Raw genomic sequence first — 16,821 nt, 5'->3', positions numbered from 1 at the left:
GGATGGCTGTGACGAAAATCCAGACGATCCTGGTGGTGTGCCTGGGCAACCGCTGCCGCAGCCCGATGGCCGCGCTGCTATTGCAACGCGCGCTGCCGGAATGCCAAGTCGTATCCGCCGGACTTGAGCCACCGGTGGGCGTGGGCGCGGACCCGCGCGCGGTGCGGCTGTTGTGGCAGGAAGGGCTGGACCTGCGCGGGCATCGTGCGCGCGCCATCGATCACGCACTGGTGCGCCAGGCGGATCTGGTGCTGGTGATGGAAACGGACCAGCGCCTGGCGCTCGAAGCGATGCACGGCTGCGCGCACGGCAAGACGTTTCGGTTGTGCGAATCCATCGACGCAGATGTGCCAGACCCGTACGGCGGATCGCACGGCATGTTTGCGGTGGTGCTTGGCATGATCCGGCACGGGGTCGAAGCATGGACAACACGCGTTCAACAAATCGAGAACGCACGCGGATGCAAGGAGTCATCATGAGCAATATCAGGCAATTCCGGGATCCTTCGGCGGAAATCGAGGAAGGCGGCGAAAAGCCCATCGACCTGACCGCTGTCCTGGACACGCTCGTGCGATATCGCTGGACCTTCATCCTGGTGGCCGGTCTCGTCACGATCCTCGGCATGGTCTATGCCACGCTGAGCAAGCCCGTCTACCGCGCGGACATCGTGGTGCAGGTGGAAGACACCTCCGGCAACGCGGCGGGCACCAAGCTGGCCGCCAGCCTGTCGCCGGTGTTCGACGTCAAGCCCGCGGCTTCGGCGGAAATGGAACTGCTGCGCTCGCGCATGGTGGTCGGCAAGGCTGTGGACCTGCTTCATCTCGATGTCGTGGCCACGCCGCGCTATTTCCCGGTGATCGGCTCCGCGATCGCGGCGCGCGCCAGCAAGTTGTCCACGCCGGGACTGTTCGGCTACGGCGGGTATGCGTGGGGTATCGAATCGATCAAGATGGCCAGCCTGACCGTGCCGCCGGAGCTCGAAGGCGCCGAGATCCGCGTGACCAAGCAGCAGGGCGACACCTTCGAGGTAGCCTTTCCGAAGGAAGACACCGTCGCGCAAGGCAAGGTGGGCGAGCCGCTGGTCATCAACACGCGCGGCGGCGTGGTCAACATGCAGGTGAGCCAGCTGGTGGGCAATCCGGGCGCGATCTACATCGTGCGGCACATCCCGCGCGGCGCCGCCATCGCATCGCTGCAAGGGCGGCTGATGATTGCCGAACGCGGCAAGCAGAGCGGCGTGATCGGCGTGGCGCTGGAAGACAACTCGCCCGTGGCGGCGGCCGGCATCCTCAACGCCATCGCGCAGGAATATGTCGAGCAGAACGTGCATCGCAAAGCGGAGGAAGCGGAGAAATCGCTGCGCTTCCTGGAAAGCCAGATGCCGCAGCTCAAGCAGCAGGTGGAAACGGCGGAATCGCGCTACAACGCGATGCGCAACCAGCGCGGCACCATCGACCTCAGCGAGGAATCGAAGCTGATCCTCTCGCAGTCGGTGGCAATCCAGACCAAGCTGCAGGAACTGCGCCAGAAGCGCGAGGAACTGGCCACGCGCTTCACCCCCAGCCATCCAAGCGTAGGCATCATCGACAGCCAGATCGCCAGCCTCTCCGGCCAGTTGGGCGGCGTGACCAACAAGATTCAGAAGCTGCCCGAAGTCGAACAGAACGTGCTGCGCCTGATGCGCGACGTCAAGGTCAGCACCGAGCTGTATCAGCAACTGCTCAACGACACGCAGGCGCTGAAGCTGACCAAGGCCAGCAAGGTCGGCACCGCGCGCCTGATCGATCCGGCCGATATTCCGCTTGAACCGGTACGCCCGAACCGGCCGATGATCTCGGCGGTGGCCGCTGTGCTGGGCCTGATCGCCGCGCTGATGACGGTGATGCTGCGCCACGTGCTGGACGGAGGCCTGACCGACGCCGACGAGATCGAGCAGCAGACCGGCCTGACGGTGTACGCCACGGTGCCGTTCAGCTCCGCGCAGGCCCACCTGGCGGCAACGGCCGAGCATCCCACCGCCTTGCTGGCCGTGGAGGAACCCGACGATCCCGCCATCGAAAGCCTGCGCACGTTCCGCACGGCGCTGCAGTTTGCGCTGCTGAACAGCCCCAACCACGTAGTGGTGATCACTGGCCCCGCGCCGGGCGTGGGCAAGTCTTTCGTCAGCCTGAACTTTGCGGCGATCGCGGCCAAGGCTGGCCGCAAGGTGGTTTTGATCGATGCCGACCTGCGGCGCGGCAACCTGAACCACAGCGTCGGCAAGCCACGCACGCCAGGACTCACGGAGATCCTCACGGGCACGGCGTGGGAACAGGTGGTGCAGCGCGATGTGCAGCCGGGCCTCGACTTCATCGCCACGGGCACCCAGCCGCCGCTGGCCGCCGATCTTCTCGAACATTCGGCGATGGGCGTCCTGCTGGAGGCGCTCAAGCAGCAATACGACCTGATCCTGCTCGATACGCCGCCAGTACTGGCGGCCACCGATGCGACGATCCTTGCCAAGCATGCCGGCGCGGTATTCGCGGTGGCGCGTGCCGACAGCACCACGGCGCGCGAGCTGATCGCCTCGCAGCGCGCGCTCAAGCAGGCCGGCAGCGACATCAAGGGCGTGTTGTTCAACGGCCTGCATGTCGAGGGCCGCTGGTATCGCCCGCACTATCTGTACGGCAAGTATCGGTACATGAGCCAGTACGGTCGTCAGCACGGCAAGCGCGCGTAGTTTCCACTTCCACCAATCTGACACGGGCGCCTGCGTGCGCCCGGGGGAATCATCATGAGCGGCATTTCCGTGCTGGTGCTGACCAAGAACGAACAACAGGACTTGCCCGGTTGCCTGCGCAATGTGGCGTGGTCCGACGATGTGCACGTGTACGACTCGATGAGCACCGACCGCACGCTGGAGATTGCGCAGCAGTTCGGTGCGCACGTGACGCAGCGGCCGTTCGACAACTGGTCCGCGCACCAGAACTGGGGCCTCAGGAACATTCCGTTCAAGCATCGCTGGGTCTACTACACCGATGCCGACGAACGCGCGTCGCCGGAACTGATCGCCGCCATGCAGCAAGCCGTGGCCAATCCGGGCGACCATGTGGCCTTCCGGCTCGCGCGGCGCGATCACTTCATGGGGGGGTGGCTGCGCCACGTCACGCCGTCGCCGTTCAACATCCGCCTGTTCCGGCCCGAACGCATCCGCTATGAACGCCTGTGCAACCCGGTCACGCTGGTCGATGGGCAAACCGGCGACATCGGCGGCATGCTCAATCACTACCCGTTCAGCAAGGGCATTGCGCACTGGTATGACAAGCACAACCGCTACAGCAGCTTCGAAGCCGAGCAGATCCTGCTGAACCGGGCCGAGGGCGCGCAGTTCAGCCTGTGGCGCGCATTCTTCGAAGGCGATCGCAACGAACGGCGCTTTCACCAGAAAGAGCTGTTCTATCGGCTGCCATGCCGCCCGCTGGTGATGTTCCTGCTGCTGTACGTGCTGCGCGGCGGCTTTCTCGATGGCCGTGCCGGCTTCACGTATTCGATGTTGCGCGCCTTCTACGAATACATGATCGTGCTGAAGGTGCGCGAGCTGGAACGCCCTGCCGTGCGGGAAACCGATGCGCCCGAAGCGCAGGTCGAGATCCCCTGAGCCGCGCTGGGGCCGGATGGCCCGCCGTCCAAAACAACCACCAACGCCTGCGCGACGATCATGCCGCGCAGGCGTTTTACGTTGTGTGTGGTGCCTGGTGCCTGGTGCCTGGTGCCGCGCCTAGTCGTCGCGCCCTTGCTGGATATTGCGCGCTCGCTTGCCGATGGCGCGCGCCGGCATGCCGCCGTAGACGGTCCATGACGTGGGCAGCGATTTCGTCACCACCGCGCGCGGCGCGATGACCACGCCCTCGGGCAACGCCACGCCCGGCGAGATAAACGCTTCCGCGCACACCCACGCATACGCGCCGACGGTGATCGGGGCGGCGATCAATTGGAAATTGCTGCTGTTGTAGTCGTGCGAGCCCGCGCAGAGATGGGATCCCTGCGACACCACGCAGCGCGCACCCAGATGGATATGCGCCATGTTGTACAGCGTCACGCCATCGGCCACGCCGGCGTAGTCGTCGATCGACAGTTGCCACGGCGCCCAGACCTTCACTGCGGGATAGACATGCACATGGGCACCGATGCGCGCGCCAAACGCGCGCAGCAGGAAGCTGCGCCATGCGTGCAGCGGGCGCGGGCTGGGGCGGAACAACAGCAGCCAGGTCCAGTTCCACACCTGGCGCATGACGCGGTTCTGCAATGTGAACGTGGGACCGACCGATGGGTCGTCTTTGGCAACCAGCATGATTTACGTCTCGCTTGCCGCAAGCGCGCCATCGAGCGCCACTGCGCGCGATCTGCGCCCCGTCAGTTCCTCCATCAACGCCGCCACGCGCCCACCATAGAGCGACCAGCCGCCCAGGCTGCGTACGCGGCGCAACGCCGCGGCGCTCATCATTTCACGACGGTCGGGATCGTCGGCCAGCGCCTGCATGCGGGCCGTCAAGGCATCGACATCGCGGATCGGCACGATGAAGCCCTCTTCGCCATCGACAAACAGATCCTCGCCGCCGGAGTGATGGGTGCCGATCACCGGGCAGCCGCACGCCAGCGCCTGCGCCTGCACCAGTGCCAGGCCCTCTTCCACGCTGGGCAGCACCATCACGTGCGAACGGCTCATGATGTCCTTGAGCCGCGGCTGCGGCACCGCGCCGGTCAGCGTCACGCGGTCCATCGGCAAGCCGCTGCTGCGCAACCAGGCCAGCATCTGCGGCTCGCAGGCGCCGACGATCGTCAGCCGCTTTGCGCGATGCGTCAGCTTCGCGAACGCATGCAGCAGATACGGCACGCCCTTGCGGATATTCACGCCGCCCACGAACAGCACGTCGAACGTTGCCGGATCGGGCTCGGCCACCTTCTGGAAGCGGCTCAGGTTGACGCCGTAGGGAATCAGCCGCAGCTTGCGCTCCGGCACGCCCGCATCGACAAACGAGCGGTAGCTGAAGCTCGACGGCACGGTGATCACGTCGGCAAGCGCGTATTCGTGTTCCTCGCGGGCGATGACGCGCGCATCGGTGCGCTCGCGCGGAATGCCCCACAGGTCGTGTTCCTCGGAGAGGATATCGTCCTGGACGCGGATATGCGAAGAACCGCGGTCGCAGATGTAGGCCGCGCCGCGCGCGTGCGCAATGCGCCCCGCGTCGCCGCCCGACGACGACAAGCCGGCATAGACGTCGCATTCGGGCAGATTGCGCGCCACGTAACGGCAGAACGATTCCAGGTTCCAGTGGCCCAGTTGGCGCATGAACGCCGAATCGTAGCCCCAGCGCGTGCCAAGCTGCACGTATGGCGCGTGCAGCCAGGGAAAGGTGTGGATCGACGCCTGCGGCAGGCCCTCGCCACGCAGCTTGAAGCGCGGGTAGCCGGTGAAGACCGTCAGGTCATGCCCGCGGGCATGCAGTTCTCGCGCCAGGTCGAAGGTATGAAACCTACCGATAGTGGACAGCGCTACTTTCATCAATCTCCTCCGCTTGGTTGTCCCGAGACAGGAATGTGCGGGCCGTGAGCCAGAAGCAAACGCTCATGGCAACCACTTCGCCGGCGATCATCGCCGCGACCAGGCCCATGATCTGGTAATGCGTGCCCAGCACGAACGCCAGCAGCAACGACGATGCGCTGACGAGCAGCGCCGCCACGCCAAGCCGGGCGTGCTGGTTGGTCGCCAGCAGGATCACGCGCGGGATATGCCACAGCCCCGCCAGCGCCGCGTAGCACAGGAACGCCGCCATGATCGATGCGTGAAACGGGATCTGGCCCTTGGTCCAGATCTTCAGCAGCAGCGGCGCGCAGACATAGAGCAGCGCACTGAGCGCGATGGCGCCCGCGCCGCCCAGCAGCGCCGATTGCAGCAGCAGGCGACGCAGGTTGCGATGCTCGCCGCCGCCGAACATGCGGGCAAACTCGGGCCACAGCGCATGGCTCAGCGTCGAAGTGACCTGCACGGCCACGCGCGCCACAGTGCGATAGGTGTTGAACACGGCCACCGCTGCGGGCCCCAGCAGATGCGCGGTGAGCAATGTGAAGCCCTGAAAACTCAGCGCATTGGAGATCGGAAAACTCATGAATGCGATCGACGGCCGGAGCATCGCGCGCACCTCGCGCCAGTCCGCGTCGCGCATGCCCCACGACAAGCCTGCGCCGGTGCGCGTACTGGTGCGGCTGATCCACAGCAGGGTCAGCACGCGCACTGCCAGCATGCCGAGCGCCACCGCCGAGAACGTGCCGGCCAGCAGCAGCCCGGCAATGCCGCCAAGCCATTCGGCCAGGCGCGACGTGACGTTGAGAGACATGCCCAGCGCGTAGCGGCTGGTCGACAGGAACGCCGCACCGGACAGCCCCGCGCCCAGCGACAGCAGCACGCCCGCGAGCAGCGCCGCCAGGGCCACGCGCATGTCGAGGCTGCCGAGCATCGACACCGGCAGCAGCAACGCGGCGGGGATCGCCAGCAGCGCGATCGTGGCGCACGTCAGCAGGATGAACATCTGCGCGCTCTGGAACACACGATTCGCCCCATGCATGTCGCCCGCGCCCGCCAGCATGCTCATGCGATTGCCGGCGACGGTCACCATGCCCACATCGGCCATCGACAGATACGACGGAATTGCCGAGATCACCAGCCACGTGCCATACGTCCTGACGTCCCAATGGCTCAGGTAGATCGGCAGCGACACCAGCTGCATGACGATATTGGCCAACTGGTCGTACGTATTGGCACCGACGCCGGCAATCACGCGCTTGACGATAGGAGTCATCGATCAGTGGTTTCCTGTGCGGTCGGGCGCTGGCATCGGCCCATCCATCGATATGCGAACGCGCGCATGCGGCAAAAATGCACCGCAGCGCCAATACGTGGCCGCATTCGCGCGTGCGTGCCTCGGTGTGTGGATGCGCGCGACGCATCCGTGGCTTGTCCTTATCTGTCCCGTGGACCGTGACCGAAGCTTGCCCCGTGCAGGACACCCAAATCTGTTCGCTCCCCCACACGCTGGTGGCGCGTGCGCCGCTGCGTGCGTTGCTGCACAGAGCCCGCGCCGCGCGCCGTGCCACGCTGCGGTTCTGCGTCGTCGTCCACGCGGCCGACGCCAATCACATCCCACTTGCGGAACACCCGAAGGAGCCCGTTGCCATGCGCAAAGACACCATCCCGGCCGGCCCGCCAGCGTCGTACCACTATCGGCAGTCGCCCATCAGCCTGCTGATGGAGGAATGCCGCTTCGCGCTGTTCCGCAAGCTGACGCGGCACAGCCAGAACCTGTTCCTGCGCGGCTCCGATTTGATCTCCGTGGCGCCGCAGGTCACCGGCGTGCATGAGCCGCATATCCGCCGCTTTATCGACCATTGCGCCGACACCGGCTATGGCGATTTCCTGATCGATATCGGCGCCAATATCGGTCTCACGTCATGCCAGTCGGGGCGCAAGTTCCGGCAGGTGCACATGTTCGAGCCAAACCCCGATTGCTTCTCGATCCTGCAGGTCAACACGCGCATTTCGCTGGCTGGTTGCGATTACCACCTGCATCCGTACGGACTCGGCGACGCGGACGAACGCCGCACACTGTTCGTGCCGCGTCACAACTGGGGCGGCGCGTTCGTGCGCGACGCGCACAACAGCTATCCCGACGACGTGCTGGCCGGCAAGGACGGCTTCACGGAAATCGACCCGCGCCGCTATCTGCAGATCGATATCCAGATTGCCGATGCGCGCAAGGCGCTCGGCGCGCTGTTCGACGACCTGCGCCAGGCCGGACTGGTTTCCGGCGTGATCAAGATCGATGTGGAAGGCTACGAACCGGTGGTGATCGACGCGATCGCCCGCAGCCTGCCGGCCGACATCCGCGCGATGATCGTGTTCGAGTGCTGGGACGAGCAGCTAGACCTGGAGCGGCTGCTGGCGCCGCTGGCCAGCCGCGCCTCGCTGTGGAAGATCGGCATGCGCAAGCGCTATGGCGACCACTGGCCGCGCCTGCTCAAGCTGGCCGCATTCGCGCTGTCGGACGGCCATACCTATGCGCTGTCCGATGTGCAGCCCGGCCACGCCAAGGGCGATCTGGTGCTGGAAATCCACTGAGCCAGCGCCGCGCCGCTAGCCCGCCGCTGCCGCCGCGGCACCGGGCGTGCCGGCCGGCTCGGCAGTCATCGACGTGGCGGCCGCCAGCGTGCCCTGGCGGCGCAGATTCTGCATCACGAAAGCCAGAAAGGTTTCGCGGCTGGGCGCCAGGATCATCGCGTGATCGAGTTGCGCGCAACGATGCGCGCCCACGCACGGCAAATCGTGCAGATGCTGGAATCCCGCGCCAAAGCAGCGGACCGCCAGTTCCAGTCCGTGGTCATCCACGCCATACAGCAGATCGAGATGCACGCCGCGCAGGCTCAGACGCGCCATCGCGTCGCGCGCGAATTCCGCCTCGGCGTCGATCGGCGACGCGGCCGGCTGCGTTGGTGTCAGGCCCGGCGCCGACCGCATGACCAGCCGCCGCGCGCCTCTTGCCAGCACGGCGGCCATCTGCCGCACGGGAATATCGCCGCGCATCAGGCGCTTCCAGTTGCGTGCGCTGCGCGCCGCGAACAGATAATCGCGCAGTGTGTCCGCACCGCTGTGCTCGGCTGTGTCGTCCTCGTCGCGCCACAGGAATTTCAGCGCGTTGGCCATCACCACGCCGGTCACATGCGGATTGGCCAGCGCCGCCTGCAGGCTCAGATACGCGCCGGAACACACCCCGGCCATCACGATGTGCGAATGGCCGCGTGCATGGGCCCAGTCGACTGCCGCGCTGACGTCGGCGCGCGGACGCGGCGCATAGGCGCGCGGCACACTCATGTCGCGCGCCGCGCCGGGGCTGTCGCCCAGCGTGGAGACATCGATGCGCAGCGCCGCAAATCCGCGCCGCGCCAACGCGCGCGATAGCAGTACAAACGCGCGTCCATCGCCAACATGATGACTGCCGCCGGTATTGGGAAAGATCACCAGCGCCGGCGCCGCGCCAGGCGCACTGTCGGCCGGTTCGCACAGCACACCGAACTGCCGCCCGCCGTCAAACCATAGCGAGTGTTCGACCACGCCATCGACATCATGGCTGGCAATGATTTCCGTCGGCGTCGCGTGCGGCGTGGGCAACGGGGGCGATGCGGGCGATGCGGGCGCCGCGTTCGCGGCGTGCGGCGCGAGCCACCGCACCACGCGCCGCCACGACGCTTCCGGCACGGCGGAGACCTCGGGCGATTTCATCATGAGGCGACTGTCCAGGAAGTCGCATATCTGGACCTGCGCGCCCGCCTGCTCGTAATGCCGCCCCAGCGCGGCCGCCTGCGACATGCTGCCCGGCGTATCGTCGAGCAGCAGCACATGCGGCGCCGGCGTGCCGGGCCGGCGTTCGAGCCGCAATGCGCCAATCTCGCGCATCGTCTCGGGCGCCAGCCGGTATGACAACACTTCAAGACCTTCGTCGTCGGCGGCAGGCTGCGGTGCGCTGCCGCCGTGCTCGGGCACGAAGAACGCGGTAAGCGCGCGCAGTTCGCGCAGGTAGCCGCGGCCGTTGACCACCGGCGCCATCAGCACCAGCGCGTCGGGCGCGTTGTTCTGGCGCGCGGCCATCGCGTCGGCCGCCAGCACGGCCAGCGTGGCGCCGAAGCGCCAGCCGCACAGCACCAGCCGGTCGACATCGACCATGGCGCGCAGGGTCGCGCTGGCGGACACCACGTTCTGCACTGCGCGCGCCACGAAATCCTGCTCGCCACCCGCGCCCGCGGAATCGCCGGTGCCGTAGTAATCGAAGCGCAGCACGGACACGCCGGCCGCGGCGAGATCGTCGGCCAGATGGCGCAGGCCCCGGTGCGCCCACATCGCTTCGTGCAGTTGCGGCGCACACAGCACCACGCCCGTGGTGCGGCCTGGTGCCTCGCCCACGGCTTCATGCAGCCAGCCGGCGCATCCGTCGAACATGACCCGTTTCATCTGTGTGCCCTCTTCTGTCGTGCGACCGCTTGCGGCGGGTTGCGGCGGGAATCTCCCCGGCTTCGTCGTTACGTTCGTCTGCGGCCGAACCCGCATCGCTGCGCGCTGGCCACGTCGATCATCGGTGCCGCGCCCCGGCCGCACGTCGCTCCGGGCACGCAGAAACGGGTACGCTCCGCGGTTAGCGCGGCACGATCCTCAAGCCTTGCCGTGATCGATCGCCGCCGGCCGACGTTCCAGGCGCGGCATGGAAGAAGCGCTCAGCGGCATGCCCAGGTACGGATTCATGTTGACGAAATCGGCCTGGTTGCTGCGTTTTTGCCGCACGCCGTTGAGCACGCCGCCCAGCAGCCGCGCATCGGCGCGCGCCAACCGCTTGAGCGTTTCGTCCACCTGATCGGGCAGCGTGGTGTCGGCGCGCAGCACCAGCAACGTCGATCCGGCCAGATTGGCGACGAACGTGGCGTCCGCCACGGCCAGCACCGGCGACGTATCGACCAACACCAGATCGAAGCGCTCGCGGCACATCTGCAGGCAGGCTGTCATGGCCGGGTGCATCAGCAGTTCCGACGGATTGGCCGGAGGAATGCCGGCCGGCAGCACCGACAGGCCATTTACCACGGTGCGTTGCACGGCTTCCGACAACGGCACATGACCGGCCAGCACTTCGGCCAGGCCCACATCGACGGGCAGGTCGAACCAGCTGCCCACCTTGCCGCGCCGCAGGTCGGCATCGATCAGCAGCACGCGCTGCCCGGCCTCGGCAAACAGCACGGCCAGATTGACCGACGCGAACGTCTTGCCCGCGCCTGAGGTGGGACTGGTCACGGCGACGACCTTGTCCGGCGCGGCGCGCAGCGAGAAATGCAAGGCCGCGCGCACGCTGCGCAGCCCTTCCACGGCCATCGAGTGCGGGGCGTTGCGCGCCAGCAGGAACTGGTCGTGCAGCCCCAGCCGCAGCAGACGCTCGGCGCCGTCCAGATCGTCTTCCTTGTGCTCCGCCAGTTCGTCCTGCGTGACCAGCGCATGGCCGGGCTGTTGCGTCAGCAGCCCGGTGACCTGCACCTGCGATAGCGCGGCCTGCGCGCGCGCGTCGACCAGGCGCTCCAGCGCCGCCTGTTCCTGGCTGTAGACCACATCGCCCAGCATCGGCAGCCCCAGCCGCAGTTCGGCATCGCTGACCGTTTCCAGCGTGGGCTTGAAACGCTGACGCGCGCTCACGCAGACCATCGCCAGGCACAGGCCCATCAACCCGCCCATCGCGGTGGCGGGCCACGGGCCCATGCCCACCGGGCGGATCGGCACCAGCGCGCTGTCGAGCACTCGCACCTGCCCGGTGCGGTCGAGCTGCGCCAGCGACAACTGCTCCACCTTGTTGCGTAGGGTCATGTACATGTCTTCGGCCACCTTGACGTCGCGCGTCAGGCTGACCGACTCGCGCTCGGTGGAAGACAGGTTCTGAAAGCGTGAATCCATGTCGCGCCGTTCGCGGATCAACTGCTGGATCTGGTTGTCGACCGTCTTGACCTCGTTCGCCTCTTCGGTGAAGCGCTGCAGCAGCTTGGTGCGCTCCAGCCGCAGCAGCGCGATCTGGCGCTGGTAATCCATGCTGCCCGACAGGTACGACTGCGCGTCCTGGCTGGGCGCCATGGTGCCGGCCTTCGAGCGATAGCGCGTCAGCGCCGCTTCGGCGCGCTCCAGTTCGGTCTTCACGCGCGGGATTTCTCCGCTCAGGAAGGCGAGCGTGGCGGCGGTATCGTCGCGGCGCTGCGAGGCCTGGCTGCCGATGAACGATTCGGTAATGCCGTTGACCAGCGCCGCCGCAGCGGTGCGATCGGCGGTGCGCCAGGCAATGCTGACGGTGCCCGCATCGCCGGGCTGCATGTCGATGCGCAATGCTGCGGCGACGTTGTCGACAGTCTGCAGCATGTCGTGCCGCGTCAGCACAAAGCGCGTGCCCGGGCGGCCGTCGATGCGCGACACCAGCAGCGATACGCCGTTGGACTGCGCGGTCTGGCCGACTGTGCCCGCCAGCAGCTCGCTGTCGCGGTCGTACAGCCGATAGGCGTTGTCGGCAAGCACTTCCAGCGTCAGCGGCACGTTGATCAGGCGATCGGGCACGGTCATCCTGTCCACCGCAATCTGCTCGCCGCCCCAAGCATAGCCAAGCTCCGCGGGCCACGGACCGGCGAGGCGTCCCGGCGTGGCGAAATGCGCGGCCAGTCCGCCCACCAGCGGCGCGCGCAGCGGCTGCGCGGTGATATCGAGACGCAAGCGCTCCACCACCGGCGCCACTACGGTACGGCTGCGCAACATGCCAACGTCGAGCGGCACCGACGGCGCCGCCATCGCGTTCATTGCGTTCGACGCGTTCATCGCCGACGTAGCGCCGCGCGCCGCCGCGCCCCCTTCGCGCGGCTGCAGCACCTGCACCAGCGCGCTGGCTTGATAGACGGCCGGCTGCGACACCGCGATCGCCCATGCCAACGCCGCACCGGCCGCGCCCGTTGCCAGGACCCACCCGGCGTGATCGACGATGGCGCGTCGCGCGCCTCCACTGCTCGCGGCCGGCATCGAAGCCGCCGCGCCTGCTCCACCCGCAAATGCCATCTTGCTCACGACATTCCCCCTGTTGCTCCACCTGCTGCCTGACCCGTTGCTGCCAAAACCATCGGCGATGCGATGGTTCGCGCCGGTGCACCGCCCGTACGCGTTGCCATGGTCTGCGCCATGGCCGCTATTTGCGCCCGTAGTTGTCGTCGAAGCGGACGATATCGTCTTCGCCCAGATACGCGCCCGATTGCACCTCGATGATTTCCAGCGGCGTCTTGCCCGGGTTTTCCAGCCGGTGCAGCGTGCCGATGGGGATGTAGGTGGACTGGTTTTCCGAAAGGATGCTGACGGTGTCGCCGCACGTCACGCGCGCGGTGCCGCGCACCACCACCCAGTGTTCCGCGCGGTGATAGTGCATCTGCAAGGACAGGCTCGCGCCCGGTTCCACCACGATGCGTTTCACCTGGAAACGCTCGCCGTGGTCGATCGAGTCATAGCAGCCCCAGGGCCGCCGCACCTTGCGATGGTTGACCACCTCGGCGCCGTGTTCCATGCGCAGCCGCTGCACCACGTTCTTGACGTCCTGCACGTGCGCCTTGTCGACCACCAGTACGGCGTCGGCGGTTTCCACCACCACCACGTCGTGCACGCCCACGCACGCAATCAGCCGCCCTTCCGAATGGGCCAGGCACGACGACGCGCCATCGAACAGCACGCGACCGCGCGCGGCGTTGCCAAAGGCGTCCTTCGGCGCGATATCCCAGATCGCCGCCCACGACCCCACGTCCGACCAGCCGGCGTCGACCGGCACCAGCATGCCGTGCACGTCGGGCAGCGCGTCGAGCTGTTCCATCACCGCGTAGTCGATCGAATCGGACGGGCACGCCTCGAAGGCGGCCTTGTCCAGGCTCAGCACCCCGCCCTTGCCGGCGGGCTCGGCATTTTCGTAGGCGGCGCGGCACTGGCGATACATGTCCGGTTGCAACTGGCTCAGCGCCTGCAGCCAGACCGAGGCGCGCACCACGTAGACGCCGCTGTTCCACCAGTAGTCGCCCGATGCCACGTAATGGCGGGCCAGTTCCAGATGCGGCTTCTCGACGAAGCGTTCGAGCGGCAGCGCGCCGTCGACGCCGGCCTTGCCGCTGCGGATATAGCCAAACCCGGTTTCGGGCGCGCACGGCCGCACGCCCAGCGTGACGATGGCGCCGCGGTCGGCATGCTGCACGGCCACTGCCAGCGCGGCGCGGAACGCGTCCGGATCCATCACGGCGTGATCCGCCGGGGTCGCCACCAGTACGGCGTCGCCATGATCGCCCGCATGGGCCAGCGCGTGCAGTGCGGCCACGGTCAGCGCCGGGGCGGTATTGCGTCCGCATGGCTCGGCCACGATGCGCGCGGGCTTGCCGCAGCGATTCATCATGTCGGCGATCATGAAACGGTGTTCGTCGCCGCACACCACGATCTGCGGCGCCTCCACGCCTGCGCTGCGCCCTGCCAGCATCGCCATGCCGTCGAGCCGGCGCGCGGTGGCTTCGAGCAACGTGTCCTCGGCCACCAGATTGAGCAGCTGCTTGGGAAACTGTTCGCGCGACAACGGCCACAGCCGCGTGCCGGCGCCACCCGCCAGGATCACGGGCTGGATCAACGCCTGGGGCATGGCGGCAGCGCCCGCGCCTGCATCCGCCACGTCGATCACGGTGTGGATGGCGGCGGGCGAACGCGGTGTCCCGGTTGGATTTCTCATCATGCCTCCTGCTCGTTCCTGCGTACGGGATTGCGGCCGTTCGTACCTTGCGCGGCGCGCGGCGCGAACGCCCGCGCGCGCTCCTCGGCCAGAGAGAGTGGGCCCAGTGTAGGAATGCGCAGTGCCAGACCTCTGTTCGATTCCGCACACGCTTGGGCGGGCGCGGCGCCCTGGCGCACGCGCCGGCTTTGTTGGACACCGTACCGATTGGCGCGCGCGCCTGGGCTCCAATGCAGATGGCCGCGCACGCGCCTGGCCGACCGGCGCAGGGCCGGTTGCGATCCGAACCCGGAGGACAAGAGATGGAGCACAGCACAGCGCATGCCGTGGCGGACACGCCATTCGATCCGTCTGCTTCGCCTGATCCGCAGGCGGCCCGCCCCGTCGTCGCGCCGCCCCGGCTGCTGCACGGCGATACGGCGATCTGGCAGGAAACCAACTGCTACATGGATCTGTGGATCGAACTGCTCTATGGCTGGCATCTCGATCCGCGCGCGGCGCTGCCCTTCACCGTCGCGCAGGATTACGAAGGCGATCACTTCACGTTCTTCAAGTATCCGCAGGCCGATCTGGAACTGCTGTACGGCACCGTGGTGCAGGAAACGGCGGTCTACGACACACTCGAAGGCCATATCGCCGAACAGGTGCAGCGCGGCCACGCCATGCTGGTGGAGGTGGACAGCTACTACCTGCCCGACACGCGCGCCACGGCCTATCGCACCAGCCACGTCAAGACCACCATCGCCATCGACGCGATCGAACCCGCCGCGCAGCGGCTGTCCTACTTTCATAGCCTGGGCCACTACACGGTGGACGGTGACGATTACCGCGGCCTGATGCGGCTCACGCCGGAGCTGAGCGGCAACGGCAATATCCTGTTTCCGTACGCCGAGTGTGCCAAGCGCGTGCGGCCCGCGCTGCAGGGGCGCGCACTGGCCAATGCCGTGGCGCAACTGATGCGCCGCCATCTCGGGCGGCGTCCGGCACGCAATCCGGTGTCGCGCTGGCGCACCGAATTCCCGGCGCAGGTCGACACCATCCTCGCGCGCGGCGATGCGTACTTCCACCACTACGGCTTTAACCTGCCGCGCCAGCTGGGCGCCAATTTCGAGATGCTTCAGCACTGCCTGAACTGGCTGGGCGAACACGGCTATCCGGTGCCGACCGCCGTGAGCGGCGCGGCCGAGGCCATCGCAGCCGAATGCAAGGTGCTGCAGTTCCGCCTGGCGCGCGCCGTGGCGCGGCGCCGTGCCGATGCATGCAGCGAATGCCTCGACAATCTGGAGTCCGCCTACGACACCGCCATCAGCGGCCTGGTGTCCTCTTTCGGCACGATCGATCCTGCCCATGCCTGAGCGCCGTGCCCGCTGCTGAACCGGGCCGCGCGCGGCGCGCGGCGGCCGGCGCGCACGTATCAGCGAAAACGCCTCTCGCGTCGCGCCACCGTCAGGCGGCGCGATGCGAGAGGCGTCTGCCATCGTGCGCGCGATGGCCGCTCAGGCGTGCGCCAGCGCCAGCGCCGGCAACAGGCGATCGTACTCGCGCTTGACCAGCTTGTAGCACTCGCACGAATGCTTCTCAAGCCCGCAGCGGTCCAGCACCGTGATATGGCCGCGGCTGTGGTGGATCAGTCCCAGGTCCTCCAGCTTGCCGGCCGCTTCGGTCACGCCTTCGCGCCGCACGCCCAGCATGTTGGCGATTACCTGCTGCGTGATCACGAGTTCGTTGCTGCTCATGCGGTCGATCGCCAGCAGCAGCCAGCGGCACAGTTGCTTGTTAAGCGAATGATGGCGATTGCAGGCGGCGGTCTGCGCGATCTGCGTGAGCACGGCCTGCACATAGAGCAGTGTCACGCGCTGCAGTGCCGGCAGCTGGGCCAGTTCGCCACGCAGCACACGCGCCGGAATGCGGTACGCAAAGCCGGGGCTGCGCACTTCCACACGGCTGGGCATGGTGTCGCCGCCCGTCACCACGGGAATGCCAACCAGGCCTTCGTTGCCGACGGCCGCAAATTCCACCGTGGCGCCGTCCTCCAACAGCGACAGCAGCGACACCACCGAGGTGGTGGGGAAATACACATGGACGATGCGCTGGCCGGAATCGGTCAGCAGCTCCCCTGCACGCAGGCGGACCAGTTCGAAGTGGCGCGACAGGGCGTCCCATTCATGACGCGGCAGTGCGCTGAGCAGATGATTGACATGCAAGTCCGACCGATGCGTGATCATGTTTTTCTCTCCTTACGACCCAGGAGCGACCATCGGTGTGCGCGCCAGCAGACAACGCCCGCATGGCGTGTGACCCGACTTCGCCGCCCCACCCATTGCAGATGTTGGCGAATGCCTGACAGCCTTGCGGCCGTCACCCGTGAAACTCACCGACGCCAGGCTTGCTTCGGCCGGCTGCGGTTTTGTCTTTCGTTGTTGACTGTATTAAGTGCCATGCAGAACAGAATCGACACTAGGCAGACGGATAGGTCGGGCCGTCATGC

Annotated in this window: 12 protein-coding genes; 5 read left to right on the top strand and 7 right to left on the bottom strand. The window is 67.0% G+C overall.

All coding sequences use genetic code 11. The annotated features are described in order from the left end of the window. Nucleotides 1-2: 2 nt before the first annotated feature. The 3 genes from AC1RKI_RS24140 to AC1RKI_RS24130 are packed head-to-tail and all read left to right on the top strand — an operon-like array spanning nucleotide 3 to nucleotide 3,637. Nucleotides 3-479, top strand: coding sequence for a low molecular weight protein-tyrosine-phosphatase (locus AC1RKI_RS24140; RefSeq protein WP_061955588.1), 477 nt, complete (start codon nucleotides 3-5; stop codon nucleotides 477-479). Then, entirely contained in the window at nucleotides 476-2,719 is a 2,244-nt protein-coding gene (locus AC1RKI_RS24135; RefSeq protein ID WP_061955590.1) for a polysaccharide biosynthesis tyrosine autokinase, read from the top strand. The genes AC1RKI_RS24140 and AC1RKI_RS24135 overlap by 4 nt, the downstream gene beginning before the upstream one ends. A 54-nt stretch (nucleotides 2,720-2,773) precedes the next feature. Further along, entirely contained in the window at nucleotides 2,774-3,637 is an 864-nt protein-coding gene (locus AC1RKI_RS24130) for a glycosyltransferase family 2 protein (protein WP_061955592.1), read from the top strand. Nucleotides 3,638-3,757: 120 nt separating this feature from the next. Here the strand turns inward: AC1RKI_RS24130 and AC1RKI_RS24125 are convergent, their stop codons facing one another. From AC1RKI_RS24125 to AC1RKI_RS24115, 3 genes are read right to left on the bottom strand one after another with little or no spacing between them, the layout of a single operon-like run. Beyond that, nucleotides 3,758-4,330 (bottom strand): LbetaH domain-containing protein, encoded by a 573-nt coding sequence (locus AC1RKI_RS24125; protein WP_061955594.1) that lies wholly within the window; start codon nucleotides 4,328-4,330, stop codon nucleotides 3,758-3,760. 3 nt (nucleotides 4,331-4,333) lie between these two features. After that, on the bottom strand, nucleotides 4,334-5,542 hold the full coding sequence (locus AC1RKI_RS24120) for a glycosyltransferase family 4 protein (protein WP_150981784.1): 1,209 nt from the start codon (nucleotides 5,540-5,542) through the stop codon (nucleotides 4,334-4,336). Continuing rightward, complete coding sequence (locus AC1RKI_RS24115; RefSeq protein WP_244788468.1) at nucleotides 5,514-6,836, bottom strand: lipopolysaccharide biosynthesis protein; 1,323 nt, start codon at nucleotides 6,834-6,836, stop codon at nucleotides 5,514-5,516. Before AC1RKI_RS24115 ends, AC1RKI_RS24120 begins: the two co-directional genes overlap by 29 nt. A 197-nt stretch (nucleotides 6,837-7,033) precedes the next feature. On the opposite strand from AC1RKI_RS24115, the gene AC1RKI_RS24110 reads away from it, so the two are divergent. Beyond that, nucleotides 7,034-8,152, top strand: a complete 1,119-nt coding sequence (locus AC1RKI_RS24110) for an FkbM family methyltransferase (protein ID WP_157779485.1) — start codon at nucleotides 7,034-7,036, stop codon at nucleotides 8,150-8,152. 15 nt (nucleotides 8,153-8,167) lie between these two features. Here AC1RKI_RS24110 and AC1RKI_RS24105 read toward each other — a convergent pair whose 3' ends face one another. From AC1RKI_RS24105 to AC1RKI_RS24095, 3 genes are all read right to left on the bottom strand, one after another. Beyond that, the gene (locus AC1RKI_RS24105) at nucleotides 8,168-10,024 is read right to left on the bottom strand and encodes a serine aminopeptidase domain-containing protein (protein WP_492797747.1); all 1,857 of its coding nucleotides are present in this window, start codon (nucleotides 10,022-10,024) and stop codon (nucleotides 8,168-8,170) included. Nucleotides 10,025-10,234: 210 nt separating this feature from the next. Further along, complete coding sequence (locus tag AC1RKI_RS24100; RefSeq protein ID WP_492797815.1) at nucleotides 10,235-12,646, bottom strand: polysaccharide biosynthesis tyrosine autokinase; 2,412 nt, start codon at nucleotides 12,644-12,646, stop codon at nucleotides 10,235-10,237. 127 nt (nucleotides 12,647-12,773) lie between these two features. Next, the gene (locus AC1RKI_RS24095) at nucleotides 12,774-14,333 is read right to left on the bottom strand and encodes a mannose-1-phosphate guanylyltransferase/mannose-6-phosphate isomerase (RefSeq protein WP_492797817.1); all 1,560 of its coding nucleotides are present in this window, start codon (nucleotides 14,331-14,333) and stop codon (nucleotides 12,774-12,776) included. A gap of 302 nt (nucleotides 14,334-14,635) precedes the next feature. Between AC1RKI_RS24095 and AC1RKI_RS24090 the strand changes: the two genes are divergently transcribed. Next, nucleotides 14,636-15,688, top strand: a complete 1,053-nt coding sequence (locus AC1RKI_RS24090) for a DUF1839 family protein (RefSeq protein WP_492797749.1) — start codon at nucleotides 14,636-14,638, stop codon at nucleotides 15,686-15,688. A gap of 141 nt (nucleotides 15,689-15,829) precedes the next feature. Here the strand turns inward: AC1RKI_RS24090 and AC1RKI_RS24085 are convergent, their stop codons facing one another. Further along, nucleotides 15,830-16,558: a Crp/Fnr family transcriptional regulator gene (locus AC1RKI_RS24085; protein WP_061955603.1), complete on the bottom strand. Its 729-nt coding sequence runs from the start codon at nucleotides 16,556-16,558 to the stop codon at nucleotides 15,830-15,832. Nucleotides 16,559-16,821 lie beyond the last annotated feature (263 nt).

The sequence above is a fragment of the Cupriavidus sp. GW822-FHT06G04 genome (assembly GCF_058799075.1).
This window is presented reverse-complemented; position numbering and strand designations above follow the sequence as displayed.